We start from the raw sequence: 19,864 nt of genomic DNA on the forward strand, positions 1-19,864 counted from the left end.
ACGGAATCCCGGGAGGCTCGACGACTAGCAGGTCCCGATCACGCCTCCCCGCAGCGCCACCTCCATCTTGCGCACGATCGAGCAGTCCGCCGGACCACTCCCGGCAGACCCCATGGGCTCCACCCGCTTGACGGCGGGAGTCGGGGACACCTGCCGGACGACGGGTGCGGCGACCTCCGGGACGACGACCGGCGCGGATGCGGCGTGCTTGGCCTGATGCGGGACGACGGACCGTTCGGTCGCCACCTCCCCGGCGTCTGGGCGCAGGTGCCGCGGTCCGCTGATCGGTACCTTCCAACCCTTGTCGTAGCCGTGCGCGGCGCCGATCGCGACACCGGCGGCGACCGCGGGCAGCGCGACGAGGGTGGCGACCACGGCCGTCCCCACCAACGGCCCGACGACGAGTCCGGTGGGCCACAACGGCAATGTGAGGATCAGACCCAGTGGGGCACCCACAACGCCACCGACCGCGAGGGCGAGGGGCGCTGCCACGCCTGCACCGATGACCCCGCCGACCGCCGCGTCGCCGACCATCTGCTCGGCCACCCGGTCCGCTCGAGCGGCCGAAACACCGTTGCTGCGCAACACATCCGAGATTCCCTGGACGATTTCACCGGAACCCGCCGAGATCTGCGCCGCCAATTGCGGCGACATTGCGCCCGGACGGGTCATGTCCAGGTTGCCGACCCGGACCCGGTCTCCGGCATCGGCTGCGGCGACCGGCACCACCACCTGACCCAGCGGCCGCAGGTGCCTCGGAGCCGGCGATCCGACGGCCGCACCCGAATCCGGCCACTGACCGACCACGACCGGGGCGGCGTCCGGCACCAACGCGGCGTCGACGTGCGCGATCCGGAAGGCGTTGCCGGACAGCGCTTGTTCCCCTGGAGTCGATGTCGTGGGTATCAGCGGGACGGGCAGGGCGACACCGGGCGAGGCCGCCTGGGCGAGGGCCGGAACCGTCACCGTGAGCGATGCGGCCAAGGCGCAGCCGAGCAGGGCGCCGGCCGGGCGGCGACCGCGCGGACGTGGGCACCGGTGTGCGCCGGATTTGCCGATCTTGTCCATGGACGACCTCATTTCTTGATGGTGAACCGATCATCGTGAGAAAACGCTAACCCCGAACCGGCCTTCCGCGTGGCACTTTCGGGCGTCAGGTGCTCGTCGAGCACGGCGGCGATCTGCACGATCGCCTCGTTCTCGGTCATCCCCAGGTGGTGGGAGTCCACGTCGACATTCGTGATGCTTCCCCGGATGTGGCGACCCCACCCGTTGGCACCCACCGCATCCGGTCGTCGATCGCGCACGGCGGTGAAGTAGAGCACGTCGGCATCGACGACCGGCGGGTGCCACTCACCGGTCGCACGGATCAACAGGTTGTAGGCGTCGGTCAGCCGCTCGATCGTCGCGGCATCGATGCCGAATCCGTCTCCGAGACGCTCGGCGATCTGCTCGGCGGCGCGTTCGGCGGTCGCGTCCGAACTCACGAAGTCGATGCCGAGCACCGGTCCGAGGTTGCTGATCAGTTCGCCCGCTGTTAAGGCGGTGATCGCCGACGTGTCGACGCCGTCGGCCTCCGTGTCGAGCATCGCCAGCAGCGCGACCTCGTGACCGGCCGCGCGCATCTCGGCGGCCACCGCGTGGGCGATCACACCTCCCAACGACCAGCCCAGCAGGTGATACGGCCCGTCGGCCTGTACCGCCCGGATCTCGTCGAAGTACCTGCGCGCGATGTCGGACATCGTCGTGGGACCGGGCACCTCACCACCGATCTGCGGCGCCTGCAGGCCGTAGACCGGCCGGCCGGCCGGGATGTGTCGGCTCAGCGTCTGGTAGCACCAGGCCAGTCCCGACGCGGGATGGATGCAGAACAGCGGCGGCTGGTCGCCGTCCGGGCGGATCGGGAGCAGCACGTCGAGTCCCACACTGCGCGACCCGGGGCCACCGGGCCCGGCCGCGGAGTCGTGTTCGGGGTCGAACCCGGTGCCTGTCCCGGCCTCGATCCGCCGGGCGAGGTCGGCCGGACTCGAATCGGAGAGCATCCACCGGATCGGGATCTCCACGTGCAGCTCGGTCTCGAGATCGTTGACCACCTGCACCGATCTCAGCGAGTTGCCGCCGAGGGCGTAGAAGTCGTCATCGGCCCCGACTCTGGGCACGCCGAGCACGTGCTCGAATGTCCGCGCGATCTCGGTCTCCAGCCACGACGACGGTGCGCGGAACCCGGAGGCGTCGCGCGGCGGCTGCGGCAGCCGAGCCCGGTCGAGCTTGCCCGAGGCGGTGAGCGGCAGCGAGTCGAGCACCATCACCGCCGTGGGGATCATGTATCGCGGAAGCGCTGCCGAGGCGAATGCGGTGACCTCGGCGGTGTTCAGCGAACCCCTCGCATCGCCGCGGTTCGGCCCGGACGGCACCAGATAGACGGTGAGATAGTCGACCGCGTCGGTGGAGGTGACCGCGCCCGCCGCACGGGCAACATCCGGATGCGCGGCGAACACCGCCTCGATCTCGCCGAGTTCGATGCGCAATCCGCGGAGCTTGACCTGGAAGTCGCTGCGTCCCAGGTACTCCAGCTCACCGCTCCGGCGACGACGCACCAGGTCACCGGTGCGGTACATCCGGGCGCCGGCGGCGAACGGATCGGCCACGAACCGATCGGCGGTCAGGCCGGGACGTCCGTGATAGCCGCGCGCCACCTGCGTACCGGACAGATACAGGTCTCCGGTCACACCCACCGGCACCGGCCGCATCCGCGAATCCAGCACGTAGGCGCGGGCATTCCACACCGGCGCCCCCATCGGCACCGCACCGTCGTCGGCCGTCCCCACCGCGGAGGCGGTCGCGTGCACCGTGAACTCCGTCGGCCCGTAGAGGTTGTGCAGCTCCACCCCCGGCAGCGCGCGGCGGGCGGCGTCCACCACGTCGGGCCCGAATGCCTCACCGGCCACGAGCAGTGCCCGCAGCGACGTCACCGAGCCGACGGGCAGGGCATCGGCGAACACCGCCAGCATCGACGGCACGAACGACGTGACGGTGACCCGATGGGCGGACATGACCTCGGCCAGGTATCGCGGATCGGTGTGGCCATCCGGTCGCGCGATGACCAGCCGGGCACCCACCGCCAGTGTCGCGAACAGTTCCCACACCGACACGTCGAACGTCGCAGGGGTCTTCTGCAACACCACGTCCGCCCGGTCGAGCCCGTACTCGGCACAGATCCAGCGCACCTGGTTGACCACCGAACGGTGCGACACGGCAACACCTTTGGGCCTTCCCGTGGAACCGGAGGTGAACAGCACGTAGGCGAGGGCATCCGGGTTCAGCGGTGTGATCCGGGCGTCGTCGGTCACCGGCGAGTCATCGAACTCCGACAGGTCGACGGCGTCGAGTGAGGACAGCACCAGCACGGGCTCGGCGCACTCGATCATGTAGTCGATCCGCTCGGTGGGATGATCCGGGTCGATCGGCACATAGCCACCGCCCGCGGCGTGCACCGCGTACATCGCGGTGAGCTGGTCGAGCGAGCGCCGCATGCGAAGAGCGACCAGCGCGTCCGGACCCACTCCCCGCGCGATCATCCAGCGGGCCAGCCGATTCACTCGCCCGGAGAACTCCGCATAGCTCTGCGAGACCGTCCCGGAGACCACCGCGATGTCATCGGCGTGTGCGAGAGCGGCTGCGGCGAACATCGAGGCCAGGGTTTCGGCGGAGTTCACGTCGTGCGACGTCGCGTTCGGACCCTCCAGCGCCGCATACCGTTCGGCGTCGTCGAGCAACTCGACGTCGTGGACGGGACGATCGACGTCGGTCGCCACGGCCTCGAGCATCCCCACCAGCCGCTCGACGAACCGCTCCACGGTCGAGGCGTCGAAGATGTCGGCCGCGAAGGTGACCCCGCCGGTGATGCCGGCCGGCGCGCCGTTCGCGTCGTAGGTGTCGGCCACCGTCACCTGCAGGTCGAACAGGGCCAGTCCGGTGTCCGGTTCGACAGCACGCACCGACAGTTCGGGTAGTTCGATGTCGGTGGTGGAGATGTTCTGGAACGCCAGCATCACCTGGAAGAGGGGGTTGTGGGCGTCGGAGCGAACGGGGTTGAGTTCGGAGACTAGCCGCTCGAACGGGACGTCGGCGTGACCGAACGCCGCGAGGTCGGTGACGCGCACGTCGTCGATCAACTCGCCGAACGACATCCCGCTGCGCACCCTCGTGCGGAGGACGAGGGTGTTGACGAACATGCCGATCAGTTCGTCGAGCTCGCGTTCCCCGCGTCCGGCGTACGGGGTGCCGATGGCGACGTCGTCGGTCGCGGCGAGCCGGGCGAGCACAGCCGCCAGCGCGGCGTGGAAGACCATGAACAGGGTCGTGTTGTGCGCGCGGGCAACCCGCTGGAGCCCGGCGTGCAGATCGGCGTCGACGGTGAGGCCGACCGAGTCCCCGGCGTAGGACTGCGTGGCCGGGCGCGGCCGGTCGGTGGGCAGTTCGAGGAGCGGTGGTGTGTCGGCCAACTGCTCCGCCCAATAGTCGATCTGCGCGCGCAGCAACGAGTCCGGGTCCGACTCGGAACCCAGGACGGCGCGTTGCCAGATCGCGTAGTCCGCATACTGCACCGGCAGCGGCTCCCATCCGGGCGCCTCCCCCTGCGTACGCGCGACGTAGGCCGTCATGATGTCCCGCGCGAGCGGCGTCAACGACGACCCGTCTCCGCCGATGTGGTGCAGGACGACGGCGAGCACCCATTCGTCACCGCCGAGCTCGAAGAGCACGATGCGCGTCGGCGCCTGGGCGGTCAGATCGAACGGTGTCCCGATCAGATCCGAGATCGCCTGGTCCACCTCGTGTTCGGCGAGCCGGGTGACCTCCATCGGGACGACGTCGGCCTCGGCCGGGAGGATCACCTGGGCCGGCTCCCCCTCGGCGAAGGGATACACGGTACGCAGGATCTCGTGGCGGTCGACGACGTCGCCGATCGCCCGGTGGAGCGCGTCGACATCGAGGCTGCCGGACAGCCGCACCACGATCGGGATGCTGTACGCGGGCGACTCGGGTTCGATCCGGTTCAGGAACCACATGCGCTGCTGGGCGTAGGACAGCGGGACCCGTTCCGGACGAGTGTGCGCCACCAGGCCGACGCGTCCGGTGTCCGCGTGGGATTCCGCGCGCGCCGCCAGCCGCGTCACCGTGGACGCCTCGAAGAGCATCGCGACCGGGATCGTGGTGTCGAGCGCCGCACCGATTCTCGCCACCACCCGGGTGGCGGCGAGGCTGTTCCCACCGAGGTCGAAGAAGTCGTCGTCGGCACCCACCGCGGCGCCGACGGACAGGACGTCGGCGAACACTCCCGCGACGATCTCCTCGACCGGCGTGGCCGGCGCACGGAAGCTCCTGGTGGTGACGACGGGTGCGGGTAGGGCACGCCGGTCGAGTTTCCCGCTCGGCGTCAGCGGGATCTCGTCGAGGACCACGACCGCGGCCGGAACCATGTACGACGGCAGGACCTCGCCGAGCCCGGCACGCAACTTCTCGCCGACGAGGGCGACGCCCGGCGCGGGCACCACGTAGGACACCAGCCGCATGCCGATACCGGGGTCGTGCCGCGGAACGGTGACGGCGAAGGCCACCGCGGCCCGGTCGGCCAGCGCCGCGTCGATCTCCCCGAGTTCGACCCGGAAGCCATGCACCTTCACCTGGAAGTCGTTGCGTCCCAGAAATTCCAGTCGTCCCGCAGAGTTCCGGCGGACGATGTCACCCGTCCGGTACGCGCGTTCTCCCGCACGGCCGGCGGGGTGGGCGACGAACCGGGCCGCCGACACCCCCGGGCGGTTCAGATAACCGCGCGCCAGCGCGGGTCCGGAGAGGTAGAGTTCGCCGGCGACCCCGTCCGGCACCGGGTGCAGGCGCGGGTCGAGCACGAGTGTCTGCATTCCGGCGACCGCCGACCCGATCGTCGAACGTTCCCCCACCCGCATCGGAACCGTCGCGGTGGCCACGATGGTCGTCTCGGTGGGGCCGTACAGCACGCGGAACTGCCTGGCGCCGGCCGGATCGGTACCCACCCACCGGCTCACCAGATCGGTCGGCACCTCGTCACCTCCCGACAGGACGACCCGCAGGTCGTCGAGCCCGTCCGGGTCCACCGAGGCCAGCGCGGCCGGGGTGACGAATGCGTGGGAGACGCGGTGGTGGCGGAGGAAGTCGGCCAGTTCCCGACCGCCCCGCATCCCGGTGGGTGCCACCACCAGCGTGCCTGCGGCGCTCACTGCCAGCAAGATCTCCAGCAGCGATGCGTCGAAGGACGGGGAGGCGAAATGCAGGACCCGCGGGGCTGTTCCGCCGGATCGGTCGGCGTGCAGCGTGGCGAGGTAGTCCGCGACGCCCGCATGCGAGACGGCGACACCCTTCGGCACGCCGGTCGAACCGGATGTGAAGACGACCCACGCGGTGTTCGCGGGTCGGACCGGGCACACCCGATCGGACTGTTCGATCGGCGAGGACGACTGTTCGTCGACCGCTGTGGTGGTCGCGGGATCGTCGAGGACCACCCAGTCGACCGCGCCGGACAACGCCGGCCGCGATTGGCCTGTCGTGATCCCCAGTGACGCAGCGGAATCGGACACCATCTGCTCGATGCGTGCAGCCGGGTAGTGCGGATCGACCGGAACATAGGGGGCACCCGACTTCACGACAGCCCACCAGGCCACCAGTGAGTCGACCGACCGCTCGACGGCCACCACCACCGGCCGCTCCGGTGCAGCTCCGCTCCGGATCAGCTGCCGAGCAAGACGATTCGATCGGCGATCGAGGTCACCGTAGGACAGCTCGACGTCGCCGGCGATCACCGCCGCACCGTCGGGATCGATCTCGACGGCGTTCGCGAAGACCTCCGGCAGCAGCCTGGGCTCGGTCACCGCACCCGATCCGACGACCGACAGCAGTTCGGCGCGCTCGGTGCCACCGAGCCAGTCGATGTCGCCGACGGGGGTCGACGCGTCGGTGACGATCGCATCGAGAACGAGCTGCAGGCGGCGGACGAAGACCGCCACGGTCGCCGGGTCGAAGAGATCGCGGGCGAACATCATCGTTCCGGAGATCCCCTGCGCCGCTCCGGTGTCCGTGTACGACTCGGCGAGCACCAGCTGGAGGTCGAACTGGCAGATGCCGGTGTCCGCCTGCGCACGGGACACGCGCAGGTCCGGTAGTTCGAGGTCGACGCCGGACAGGTTCTGGAACGCGAGGGCGACCTGGAACAGCGGATGGTGGGCGGTGGACCGTTGGGGATTGAGTTCGGAGACGATCCGCTCGAACGGTACGTCGGAGTGCTCGAAGGCGTCCAGGTCGACATCGCGGACGCGGTCGAGCAATCCGGCGAACGACTCCGCGGCATCGAGATCGGTACGGAGCGCGAGGGTGTTCACGAACATGCCGACAATCGGTTCCAGGCCCGGTTCGCCGCGCCCGGCAACGGGTGTGCCGATCACGACGTCGTCCCCGCCGCTCAGCCGGCCGAGGACCGTCGCGAGCGCGGCATGCAGGACCATGAACAGCGACGCGCCGTGAGCGCGCGCCAGAGCGAGGAGCTGACCGTGCAGGCGGGCGTCGATCGCGACCGGCACCTGCCCACCGGCGAGTGTCGCCACCGGCGGACGCGGCCGGTCGGTGGGCAGATCGAGCACGTCGGGGGCGTCGGCCATGGCCGACCGCCAGAAGTCGAGCTGGCTGCGCATCAGCGAGTCCGGATCGTCGTTGCGGCCGAGAACCTCTCGCTGCCACAGGGCGTAGTCGGCGTATTGGATCGCCAGTGGCTCCCAGGACGGTTCGCCTCCGGCGAGTCGGGCGGTGTAGGCGGTCATCACATCTCGCGCCAGCGGCGCCATGGACTGCCCGTCCCCGGCGATGTGATGGACCACGAGCACCAGCAGGAAACGTCCGTCGGCCCGCGACCCCGGGACCGCTCCGGCTCCGTCCGGATCGACCGCGACCACTGCCACCCGCATCGGCACCGACGCGGTCACGTCGAAGCCGCGACGGACGAATCCGACGACGACGTCCTCGACCTCGGCGACAGACGCCCGGACCGACTCCAGGACCACCGGGGCCTCGTCGAGGATGAGTTGGCATGGCTCGCCGTCGGTCTCGGGATAGATCGTCCGCAGTACCTCGTGCCGCCCCACCACGTCCCCCAGTGCCTGCTCGAGTGCCGAGAGGTCCACGTGTCCCGTCAGCTCGAGGACCACCGGGATGTTGTAGGCCGGCGACTCGGGCTCCATCCGGTTGAGGAACCACATCCGCTGCTGCGCCAGCGACAACGGGATGCGCTCCGGGCGAACGGCAGCCGTCAAGGGGGTACGCCGGGCGCCGACCGACGATGCGGCGAGCTCCGCCAGGGCCGCGACGCCGGGCGCCTCGAAGACCGATCGCAGCGGGATCCGGACCCCGAGCTCCGCACCCAGCCGCGCGGTCACCACGGATGCGCTCAGCGAGTCGCCGCCCAGGGTGAAGAAGTCGTCGTCGGCGCCTACTCGCCGAATCCCGAGGACCTCCCCGAACACGGTGGCGACCGTGGCCTCGACGCGGTTGGACGGCGCGCGGAATTCCCGTGCGGCGAAGACCGGTTCGGGGAGTCGACGCCGATCCAGCTTGCCGGTCGGGGTGAGTGGGATCTCGTCCAGTACGACGACCGCGGCCGGAACCATGTAGGCGGGCAGCGTCTGCTCGAGCGACCTGCGTAGCTCGGCACCGGACAGCGACACCCCCGGGGCGGCGGTCACGTACGACACCAGACACTGCGGCGTTCCGCTCCCCCCGTGTGGGACGGTCACGGCGTACGCGACGCCGTCGCGAGACCCGAGGCGTGCGTCTATCTCGGCGACCTCGACCCGAGTGCCACGCACCTTCACCTGGAAGTCGTTGCGTCCCAGATACTCCAGTTCACCGGCACGGGAGATCCGGACGAGATCACCCGTCCGGTACATCCGGGTACCGGGCCCATCGGCCGGGCAGGGCACGAATCGCGCGGCGGTCGTCGCGGCGCGGCCGACGTAACTGTCGGCCAGTCCGGGTCCCACGAGGTACAACTCGCCGACGACGCCCTGCGGGACCGGGCGCAGCCACGAGTCGAGCACCAACGTGCCGACGGGCCCCACCGCGGTTCCGATCGTGATCGGTTCGCCCACGCGCAACGGCGTGCTCGCGGTGGCCCAGATGGTGGCTTCGGTCGGTCCGTAGAGGTTGACCATGCGGCGTCCACCAGCCCAGCGGGCGACCAGCTCGAGACCGACCGGTTCACCCGCGGTCGCCAGCACGCGCAGGGCGTCGAGACCGTCGGCCGGCACCGTGGCCAGAGCCGACGGTGTCAGCACCGCGTGTGAGATCTTTTCTCGCCGTATCAGGTTCGCGAGGTCGGGGCCACCGTAGACCTCCGGCGGCGACACGACCAGCCGTCCCCCGGAACCGTGCGCCATCAACAGCTCGAACACGAAGGCGTCGAAGCTCGGCGAGGCCACCTGGAGCACCGTCGACGAGGGATCGACGCCGAGGACCGCACGCTGGGCCTCGACGACATGCGCGAGTCCACGGTGGGAGACGACCACACCCTTCGGTGTGCCCGTGGACCCCGAGGTGTAGATCACGTAGGCGTTGTCCCCGATCCGGATCGGGCCGCCTCGTTCGGCATCGGTGACCGGGCCGGAGGGTTGACCCTTCGAGACGCTCGCAAGCTCGCTCCTCAGGGAGCGGGGGTCCGAGACGCTCGCAAGCTCGCTCCTCAGGGAGCGGGGGTCCGCCCGCGGATCGTCGAGGACGATCCAGTCGACGCTGTCGGGCAGTCCCGCCCGGCACGCGCCGACCGTGATCCCCGAGCCGGCACGGGAATCGGCGAGCACGAACTCGAGGCGTTCGGCGGGCAGGTTCGGGTCCAGCGGCAGGAACGGCACCCCTGCCTTCGCCGCGGCCCAGATCGCGATGACCGCCTCGACCGACCGCGGCAGGGCGCACGCCACCACGCGCCCCTCCGCACGGCGCAGGATCTGCCGGGCCACCCGGTCGGACTCGTCGGTCAGCTGCCGGTACGACATCGACCGCTCACCGCACGTCACCGCGCTCGCATCCGGGTCGTGCGCGGCCGCGGCGGTGAGAATGTCGAGAAGGGTCGCCGGTTGCGGCATCTCGTCGATCCGACCGGCGCCGTCCTCGTGCCCGGCCGGGCTGAGGTCGCCGAGCCGTGAGCCCGGCTCGTCGGCGATTCGGGCCAGGCATTCGACGAAGTGGTCCACGATCTCACGCGCACGGCTCTCGTCGAACTCGTCCCGGTGGAACCGCACCGTGATCCCGAGTCCCGGTTCGCCCTCGCCACCGTCGACCTTCGGCGCCACGACGACGCTCAGCGGGTAGGGCGTGGCGTCGAGTCCGGTGATGCCGTCGACGTGCAATCCGGCCGAGGCGACCAGCTGTTGCAGCACGTCCTCGCGCAGCGGGAACGACTGGAAGGCCAGCGCGGTGTCGAACAGGTCCGGCCTGCCCACCGCGCGGTGGATGGCCGGGAGTCCGACGTAGTGGTGGTCGAGGACCAGCGCATTCGTGTCCTGCACGTGTACCAGCAACTCACGCAACGACATCGATGGTTCGAGACGGACGCGGATCGGCACCGTGTTGAGGAACATCCCCAGCGCCCGATCGACGCCGGGCAGCTCCGGTGGTCGTCCGGCCACCGCGGAGCCCAGGACCACATCAGTGTCACCGGTGAGGGTTCGCAGGACGAGCGCCCATGCCGCCGACAACGCGGTGCCGACCGTCACGGCGGACTCCGCGGCCGCCGACCGCAGGCGCGCATACTCCTGCCCGGGGAGTTCGGCCGTGATCTCGCCGGCGGCGACCCCGGTGGTCGCGGCACCGCGACGGGTCACCCGGGTGGGGCCGTCGACGTCGGCGTAGGCCCGCGCCCACGCGGCCGCCGAGGCGTCGTGATCCTGATCGGCGAGCCACGAGAGGTAGTCCCGGTACGACGCCGCCGGTCCGGCCGCGCCGATCTGCGCGGGATCGCCGTAGTACTGCAGGAGTTCGCCGAGCAGCAGAGGCATCGACCAGCCGTCGAGGATCACGTGGTGATTGGTGACGTGGAGTGCGAAGCGATCGCGGTCGAGCTGCACGAGGGTGAAACGGATCAGCGACGGCTCGGCGAGGTCGAAACCCGCGGCGGCGTCGTCGGCCGCGATCCGGCGGGCCGCTGCCCGGTCCCCGCCGGCGAGGTCGACGGCCCGGAAACGCACCTCGACGCCGCTGACGACGATCTGCCGGGGACCCCGCGACGTCGGGACGAACGCCGTCCGCAAGATGTCGTGCCGGTCCACGAGAGCCTGCGCCGCGCGGTGCAACAGGTCCGCGTCGACCGGACCGGACAGGGCGATGGTCGACTGCACGGTGTAGTCGTCCACGACGTCGGGATCGAGCGTCGAATGGAAGTGGATACCCGACTGTGTCGGCGACAGCGGCCACACATCCGCGAGCCGCGGGAACCGACGCCGGAGACCGTCGAGGTCGATGTCCGGCAACTCCTCCAGGTGCGCGGCCGACTCGGCGGCCGGGGCTTCCGCGCTTCCGCTCGAGCGCCGGACACCGTCGGTCCCGGTCGCGACGGCGGCGAGTGCGGCCACGGTCTTCGCCTCGAAGACCGCGCGCGGGGTGATGGACAGGCCGGCGGCTTTCGCCGACGCGACCAGCTGCATCGAGACGATGCTGTCACCGCCGAGCGTGAAGAAGTTGTCGTCGGCGGTGACGTCGTCGAGCTGCAGCACCTCGGCGAACAGGGCGGCGATGATCCGCTCGGCGGCCGTCTCCGGCGGCCGTCCGCCGCTGCTCTCGGCCCGGAAGTCGCACTGCCGCAGAGCTTTCGTGTCGACCTTGCCGGATCGGGTGACGGGCATCGACTCCAGTTCGACGATCGCCGCGGGAACCATGTAGTGCGGCAATGTGTTCGCGAGTTCGTCGTGCAGTGCGTGCACGTCCATCGTCTCGTCGGGCGTGCCCACGACGTAGGACACGATCACCGGTCGACCCCCCGGTCCGCGCTGGAGCACCGTGGCCGACTGGGCGACACCGGCGTTGCGCGCGAGGTGGGCATCGATGTCCCCGGTCTCGATCCGCAGGCCGTGGATCTTCACCTGATGGTCGTTGCGCCCCAGGTACTCCAGTCGGAGAGCGCCCTCCGCGCGTACCCACCGCACCGCATCGCCGGTGCGGTACAGGCGTTCGCCGGAACCGCGGACGGGGTCCGCCACGAATCGTGTGGCGCTGACGCCCGGGCGGTCGAAGTAGCCGCGGGCGAGGCCGGGGCCGCCGAGATAGAGTTCGCCGACCACCCCGACGGGCACCGGGCGCAACCAGGTGTCGAGCACGAACGCCGACACACCCCGGATCGGCTCTCCGATCGTGACCGGCTCACCGGGCCGGAGATCGTTGGCCCCGGTCGCCCAGATCGTGGTCTCGGTGGGTCCGTAGTGGTTCATCAGACGACGCCCCGGCGACCACCGGTTCACGATGTCCGCGCCCGTCGCCTCGCCGACCACCGCGATGATCCGCAGTGCCGGCAGGCGGGACGGGTCCATCGTGTTCAGCACGGTCGGCGTGATGATCGCGTGCGACACCCGCTCGGTCCGCAACAGGTCCTCGAGCTCGGAGCCGCCGTAGACCTCCGGCGGCGCGACGACCAGGCACGCGCCGGCGCTGTGCGCGACCAGCACTTCGGAGACACAGGCGTCGAAACCTGGCGACGCGACCTGCAGGATCGTCGAATCCGGCTGCACGGCGAACGATTCCGCGTATTCGACGACCCGGTCGGCGAGACCGCGGTGGGTGATGTGGACGGCCTTGGGCCGGCCGGTGGAACCGGACGTGAAGATGAGGTAGGCCGCATTGTCGGGCCGGAGCGGGCGCGAGCGGTCCGGCCGGTCCGAGAACGCGACGCCCTCCCCCAGCGGAAGCGTGCCGGGGCCGACCAGGGTCAGCCACTCGACGGTGTCCGGGAGGTTCGGGACGACGGCGTCGACGGTCACCCCGATGGTGGATCTCGCGTCGGTGAGCAGCTCGGCGATGCGGTACGCCGGGTTTCCCGGGTCGACGGCGACGAAGGCAGCTCCGGTCCGCGCGACCGCCCAGATCGCCACGATGAGGGCGGCCGATCGCGGGACCGCCAGCGCCACTGCGGTTTCCGGACCGACGCCACGAGCGGCGAGTTCACCCGCGAGCCGATCGCCGCGGCGTTCCAGTTCGCGGTAGGTCATGGTGGCGCCGTCGGCCCCTACCGCAGGCGCCTCGGGGTACAGCCGGGCGGTCTCCGCGAGGATGTCCCGGAGCACGCGGGCCGACACCGCGGGCGGGCCCTCGATCGGGCACAGTGCGCTGCGTTCGGTGTCCCAGCACGAGGCCAGCGCGGCGACCTTGCGGCCCGGTTCGGCGGCGATCTGCCGCAGCAGCAGCACGAACCGCTCGAGCAGCACGTCGGCGGACTCCCGGTCGAGGCGGTCGACGGCGTATTTCAGCACCAGTTCATAGGTGCCGGACCGATCGGTGGCCGAATGGTCGGCTCGGCCGGGCCGGGGCGGTGTGACCTGGAGGCTGACCGGATACGGGGTCGCGTCGTGCGCGGTCAGGCCGTTCCAGCGCAGCCCCGCGTCGGCGAGCATGCGGTTGATCTCGTCGGGATCGACGGGGTAGGACTCCAGCACGGTCGCGGTGTCGAACATGTCGGCCACCCCGGTCACCCGCTGCAGCTCGGCCAGACCGATATCGCGGTGGTCGAGCATCGCCGCCTGCTCGGACTGCGCCCGCGTGAGCAGGTCGACCACGCGCTCGTCCGGGTCGAGCCGGATTCGTACCGGGAGGGTGTTGATGAACAGTCCGATCATCTGCTCGATGCCCGGGATGGAGGCGGGACGATCGGACACCGTGTTGCCGAACACGACGTCGGACCGTCCGGTCATGATCGAGAGCAGCAACGCCCAGGCCACCTGGATCGAGGTGTTGGCGGTGACGCCGTGGGCACGTCCGAGTCCCGCGATCGCCTCCGTCGTCGCGATGTCGAGTTCGAGGCCGGTCTCGCCGACCTCGCCGGTGGCGCCGCGTTCCGGGACACCGGTGAGCCGCGTCGGGCTCTCGATCCCGGCGAGGGTCTCCTGCCACGCGCGCGTCGTCGCGTCGTGGTCGCGGGTGTGCAGCCACTGCAGGTAGTCCCGGAACGTCCGGGGCGCCGGGAGACCGGTGTCTCCCTTCTCGTCGCCGTCGGTGAGGTACAGGCCCAACAGCTCGGAGATGAGCACGGGCATCGACCACCCGTCGAGCACGATGTGATGGTTGGTGATCGACAGCAGGTACTCGTCGGCGTCCGCGGTATCGCCGCTGCCCGTCCGGACCAGCCGGAAACGCAGCAGTGGCGGACGGGCCAGGTCGAACGGAGCGGCCGACTCGGCGATGAGTCCGCGCAGTGCGCGGTCCCGGTCGCCGGTGTCGGCGATGCCGGTGAGGTCGGAGTCCGACCAGTCGACGGACACGTCGTCGAGGAGGATCTGGCGCGGCCCGGCGCCCGTCTCGACGAACGCGACGCGGAGACTGTCGTGCCGGTCGATCAGCGCCTGCGCCGCACGCCGCATCCGTTCTGGTCGCAGGTGCCCGCCCAGCCGCAGTTCGGCCTGCACCGTGTAGCCGTCGGCGGCGTCGTCGTAGGTGGCGTGGAACAGCAGTCCGGACTGCAGCGCGGTCAGCGGCCACACGTCGACGATCGAGGGGTGGGCCCGGGTCCATCCGTCGACTTCCGCCTGGGTGGCCGAGACCAGCGGGAAGTCCGACGGCGTGTGCCCGCCGGCCGTACCGGAGCGCACGTGCTGGGCGAGGCCCTTCAGCGCTTGCACCCACAGGCCCGCGAGCTCCTCGACGTCGACCCGGTCGAGCACCAGGGATGCGTAGTCCCACCCGGCATCGAGTTCGAGGCCGGCCGGACCCTGTTCGGCGATCGCATTGATGTCGATGACGGCGGGCAGGGCCATCCAGGGGTCACCGGTCCCGGCCAGCGCGTCGAAGCCGCGTGCCGGCATCCAGGGACCGGTGTGGTCGCCGGTCCCCATCCGGCCCAGGTAATTGAGGCTGATCTGGGGTTCGGGCCGGCTGCCGAGCCGGTCGCGACCGATCGGATCGAGGTATCGGACCATGCCGTAGCCGACGCCGTGATCGGGTGCCGCGCGCAGCTGTTCCTTGACCTGTTTGATCGCCCGCCCCGCGGCCTCGCCACCGGTCAGGGCGTCCTCGACGTCGACGCCGTGCAGCTCGAGCCGGACGGGAAAGCGTGAGGTGAACCAGCCGACCGTCGAGGTGAGGTCCGCACCGGGTACCGCGGCCTCTTCACGGCCGTGACCTTCGAGTGCGATCAGTTCACTGCCGTCGTCCTGCCCGCACCGGCGTCGCCACTGCGCGAGCGCCAGGGCCAGAGCCGCGAGCAGGGCATCGTTGGCACTCCCGTGGAAGCGCGCCGGGATGGTGGTGAGCACCGCCTCGGTCACGTCCGCCGGAATCCGCATCCGCAGACGGCCGGCGGTGGCGACGATGTCGCGATCCGGGTCGAGCGCGCGACGACCGAGCAACCGGTCGTCCGGCGCCATGACCTCTGTCCACCGATCGAGTTCGGCCGTGGTGCGCGCGGGGGCCTGCTCCACCAGGCCGTGGACCCAGCGCCGCACCGACGTGGTCGGCGGACCGAAACGCGGCGCTCTACCCTCTCGGACGTGGTGCGAGGCCATCGCCAGGTCGGCGAGGATGATCCGCCAGGAGACCCCGTCGACGGCCAGATGGTGGATGACGAGCCACATCAGGTCGGGGACGGTGCGGTCCCGATCCTGCATCCAGACGAACCTCACCAGCTCACCGGCCCGCGGGTCCAGCCGGTCGGCGGCGGCCTGGAGGTGCCGGTCGACCTCGTCGGCGTCGCGTCGTTCCAGCCACACGTGCTCCAGCGCCTCGCCGGCGTCGATCGCGCCGGGCGGGCGGACCACCACGTGCGGCTGGTCGGCGAGATCGTCGACCAGCGCGGCCCGGAGAATGTCGTGCCGATCCAGGACGGCGCTGAGCGTGCGCACCAGTTCGTCGCGTTCGACGGCGGGCGGGAGTTCGACGAGCGCCGCCTGGCCGAACCGGTCGATGGGACCGCGTTCGAGCATCGCGTGCATGATCGGCGACAGCGGTAGGGACCCGATGGCACCGCCGGGCAGCTCGCCCAGTCCGGTGTCGTCGGCGACGTCGGACGCCATCGCGGCGAGGGCGGCGACGGTCTTGTGCTCGAACACGTCCTGGGTGGTGAACGACAGTCCGTTCGTCTTCGCCCGCGCCACGAGCTGGATCGACAGGATGCTGTCCCCGCCGAGGACGAAGAAGCTGTCGTCGGCACCCACCTCCGCCACTCCCAGGACTTCGGAGAAGAGCTGCGCCAGTTGGTATTCCCGGGGAGTGGACGGCGGCCGGCCAGACCGCGCGGAGGCGAACACGGGTGCGGGCAGGGCTCGCCGGTCGACCTTGCCGAACGAGTTCAGCGGAAGGGCGTCGAGAGTCGTGATGACGGCCGGGACCAGGTGCGGCGGCAGACATTCGCGCGCGAAACGCTCCAGCTCCGCCGGCTCGGCCCGCTCACCCGCGGCCGGCACCACGTACGAGGCCAGGACGGTCGTGCCGGCGTGGTTGCGTGCGGGCACGGTGACGGACTGGTCCACCGCGGCGTGGCCGGTGAGGGCGGCATCGATCTCGCCGGGCTCGATCCGGTAGCCGCGGATCTTCAGCTGGAAGTCGGTGCGGCCCAACAACTCCAGTCTCGGAGATGCCGACGGTCCCACCCAGCGGGCGAGATCGCCGGTCCGGTACATACGAGCGCCGGGCGCGCCGTGCGGATGGGCCACGAATCGAGCCGCGGTCTGACCGGACAGGTGCGCGTAGCCGCGCGCCAGCCCGGGGCCGGCGAGGTACAGCTCGCCCGCGGTCCCCATCGGCACCGGCTCCAGCGCGTGGTCGAGGACCATCACCGAGGTCCCACGGATGGGGCCGCCCACGGTGACGTTCCCGGTGGGCTCGACAACCGAACTCGAGGCCGTGATCGTCGACTCGGTCGGTCCGTACTCGTTGATCATCGTCGCCGACCGCGTCCAGCGTTCGACGACGTGCGGCGCGCACCTGTCGCCGCCGACGACGACCGTCTGCAGCCGGGTCAGCGGCTCCGGTTCGACGGTCGCCAGCATCGCGGGCGTCAGGGTCAGGTGGGTCACGCGCTCGTCGGCCAGCAACCGGGTGAGTCGGTCGCCGCCGATGATCTCCGGAGGCACGATCACCAGCGCGGCTCCGGTCGCGAAGCAGGTCAGGAGCTGTTCCATCGATGCGTCGAAGCTCGGCGACAGCGCATAGGACACCCGCGACGCGGGCCCGAGCCCGTACGCCTCGGTCCGGTCGGCGATGAGACTCGCCAGGCCGGAGTGGGTGACCTGCACACCCTTCGGCACACCGGTCGAGCCGGATGTGTAGGTCAGGTACGCGACGTTCTCGAGCCGCGCACGCACCGCGCCGTCGGTGCCGGCACCTGCGCCCAGGTCGTCGGCGCCGTCGCCCTGCGCGAGGTCACCGACGTCGATCCGGATTGCTGCCGGCGGGACGCGATCGGCGAACTCGTCGACGGTGATCGCGGCCCGGGCGCCGCTGTCGGCGAAGATGTGCTCGATCCGCTTGCGCGGGTACTCGGGATCCACCTGAACGATCGCGGCCCCGGTCTTCGCCACCGCCCAGACGGCCACGACGGTGTCCAGGGATCGCCGCAGCAGGACGGCGACCGACTCCTCCGGCGCACAGCCGGCGGCCAGCAGGCGATGCGCGAGTCGCGACGAGGCGGCATCCAGTTCGCGATAGGTCATCGATCGCCCCGGAGCGCAGACCGCGATCGAATCACCATGGCGCGCAACGGTGTCGGCGAGTATCTCGGCCAGCAGCCGTGGCCGGGCGGCCTGGGCGCCCCGGACGGGGAGCAACGTCGCGCGCTCCTGCTCGTCGAGCACCGGGAGTCGTCCCACGTGGTCGTCGGGCGCCCCGCCGAGGAACTCGTGCAGGAACATCAGGAACCGACGGTGGTGCGCGGTGAGCTCGTCGGGGGTGTAGATGTTCGGATTGCCCTGCAGGTCGATGTGCGTGCTGCTCTTACCCGCTCCCGGGTAGATGTTGACGAACAGATCGGACGTCGGACCGGAGGTCAGCACATGCAACCGCCCGGTGACCTCGCCCAGGACGACCTCGCTGTCGACCATCATGAGGTTCACCGCGGGCCCGAACGCCGCCGACTCGTCGCGCGCCATCCCCATGTCGGCGAAGATGTCCTCCTGGCGGTACCGCTGGCGGCGCAGGGCGCTCAGGAGCTCGCCCTGCACGGAGGTCACCACGTCGCCGAGGGTGCGGCCGGCGACGGGGACGCGCAGCGGCACCACGTTCGCGACCATGCCGCCTGACCTGCGCAGCACGGCCGAGTGCCTGCCGGACACCGGCAGACTGAGGAGCACCTCGGCACTTCCGGTCATCCGCGCGAGGTACGCGGCGAAGGCCGCGACGATCACCGGGGTGACGCCGCCTCCCTCGTGCGCGGCGACGTCGAGGAGTCGAGCCGTGTCCTCGGGTATCGGCGCGCTCACCAGGATCGGGTGCAGCGTCGGCTTGCCGTGCCGCCCGGCCAGCGTGACGACCGGTGGGGCGCCCTCGAGGTGTTCGCTCCAGTACTTCCGGTCGTTGTCGTGACGGGTCGACCCCGGATACGACGCATCCTGGGCGATGATGTCGGCGATGTCGCTCGCCTTCGACGGCGGGGCCGCGTCGCCGCGAACCGCAGCGTTGTACAACTCGGTGATCCGCCGGACCATCGTCACGGCGGCGAACCCGTCGAGCGCGATGTGGTGGGCACGGAGATACCAGATGTAGTGCTCGTCCCCGACTCGGTAGACGATGCTCGTCATCAGGTGATCCGCGAGCAGATCGAGCGGTCTCGTGTAGTCGAGCAGCATCAGCCGATGAGCCGAGGCGATCGGATCGGCCTCGTCCCGCAGGTCCACGGTGCTCACCGGGCCGCCCTGCGCGGCCACGTACTGCCGTGGTTCGCCGTCGACGACGATCAGACGGAGGTGCCCCGATCCGAACTCCCGCCCGGTGATCCGGCAGACCCTTGCCAGCAACTCGGTGTCCAGCTCGCCATCGATGTCGACGTACTGCGCCACCGAGATCGGCAGGTCCCCGGCGAGATGCTGCGCGAACCAGATCCCGCGTTGCGCGGCGGACAGCGGCAGCGAGTCGATGCCGGAGTCCGGTCTCGTCGGGGCGTCGGCGCCGACCGGTTTCGGCGAACGGCCGTCGGTTGTGGGCTGGGTCGTCGCGGCATGCGCGGACGGGTGTACGAGGTCCTTGTCGGAGATGGTCACTTGGCCTCCATGCGTTCGTATAGATCGCACTCGTCCGAGGCGGGACGACCCGAGCGGACCCCGCAGACCACGGGACGAAGAATTCCACGACCCCGCGCAAGATCAAGCCAAGAAGCCCCCCTGGAGAGCTGTCGCCCCGTCGACAAATCGGAACATTACTCCCGATTAACATTCGCCGACATCAATTTTCGGCAAAGGCAAAATGTGGGTAAAGGTGCGGTAATGAGACCTGGGATAACGTCTCGAAAACGTCACGAAACATCGAATGGTCTCATCGGATGAGTTTCCCGAAAAGCATGGATTTTCGGGCATGTCTCTGATTTTCAGTTACGCATGCAAAAAAATCGAATGCGGATTCATCAGTCTTGACTCTTGTGTCAAACATCAAGCGACAGTTGTGA

Annotated in this window: 2 protein-coding genes; both read right to left on the reverse strand. The window is 70.2% G+C overall.

Going from position 1 to position 19,864, the window contains the following annotated elements; translation table 11 throughout:
* Window positions 1-24: 24 nt before the first annotated feature.
* On the reverse strand, window positions 25-1,080 hold the full coding sequence (locus KTR9_RS20435; RefSeq protein ID WP_014927949.1) for a hypothetical protein: 1,056 nt from the start codon (window positions 1,078-1,080) through the stop codon (window positions 25-27).
* On the reverse strand, window positions 1,077-19,463 hold the full coding sequence (locus tag KTR9_RS20440; protein WP_014927950.1) for an amino acid adenylation domain-containing protein: 18,387 nt from the start codon (window positions 19,461-19,463) through the stop codon (window positions 1,077-1,079). The genes KTR9_RS20435 and KTR9_RS20440 overlap by 4 nt, the downstream gene beginning before the upstream one ends.
* Between the last annotated feature and the right edge of the window lie 401 nt (window positions 19,464-19,864).

The organism is Gordonia sp. KTR9, assembly GCF_000143885.2.
Taxonomy (GTDB): domain Bacteria; phylum Actinomycetota; class Actinomycetes; order Mycobacteriales; family Mycobacteriaceae; genus Gordonia.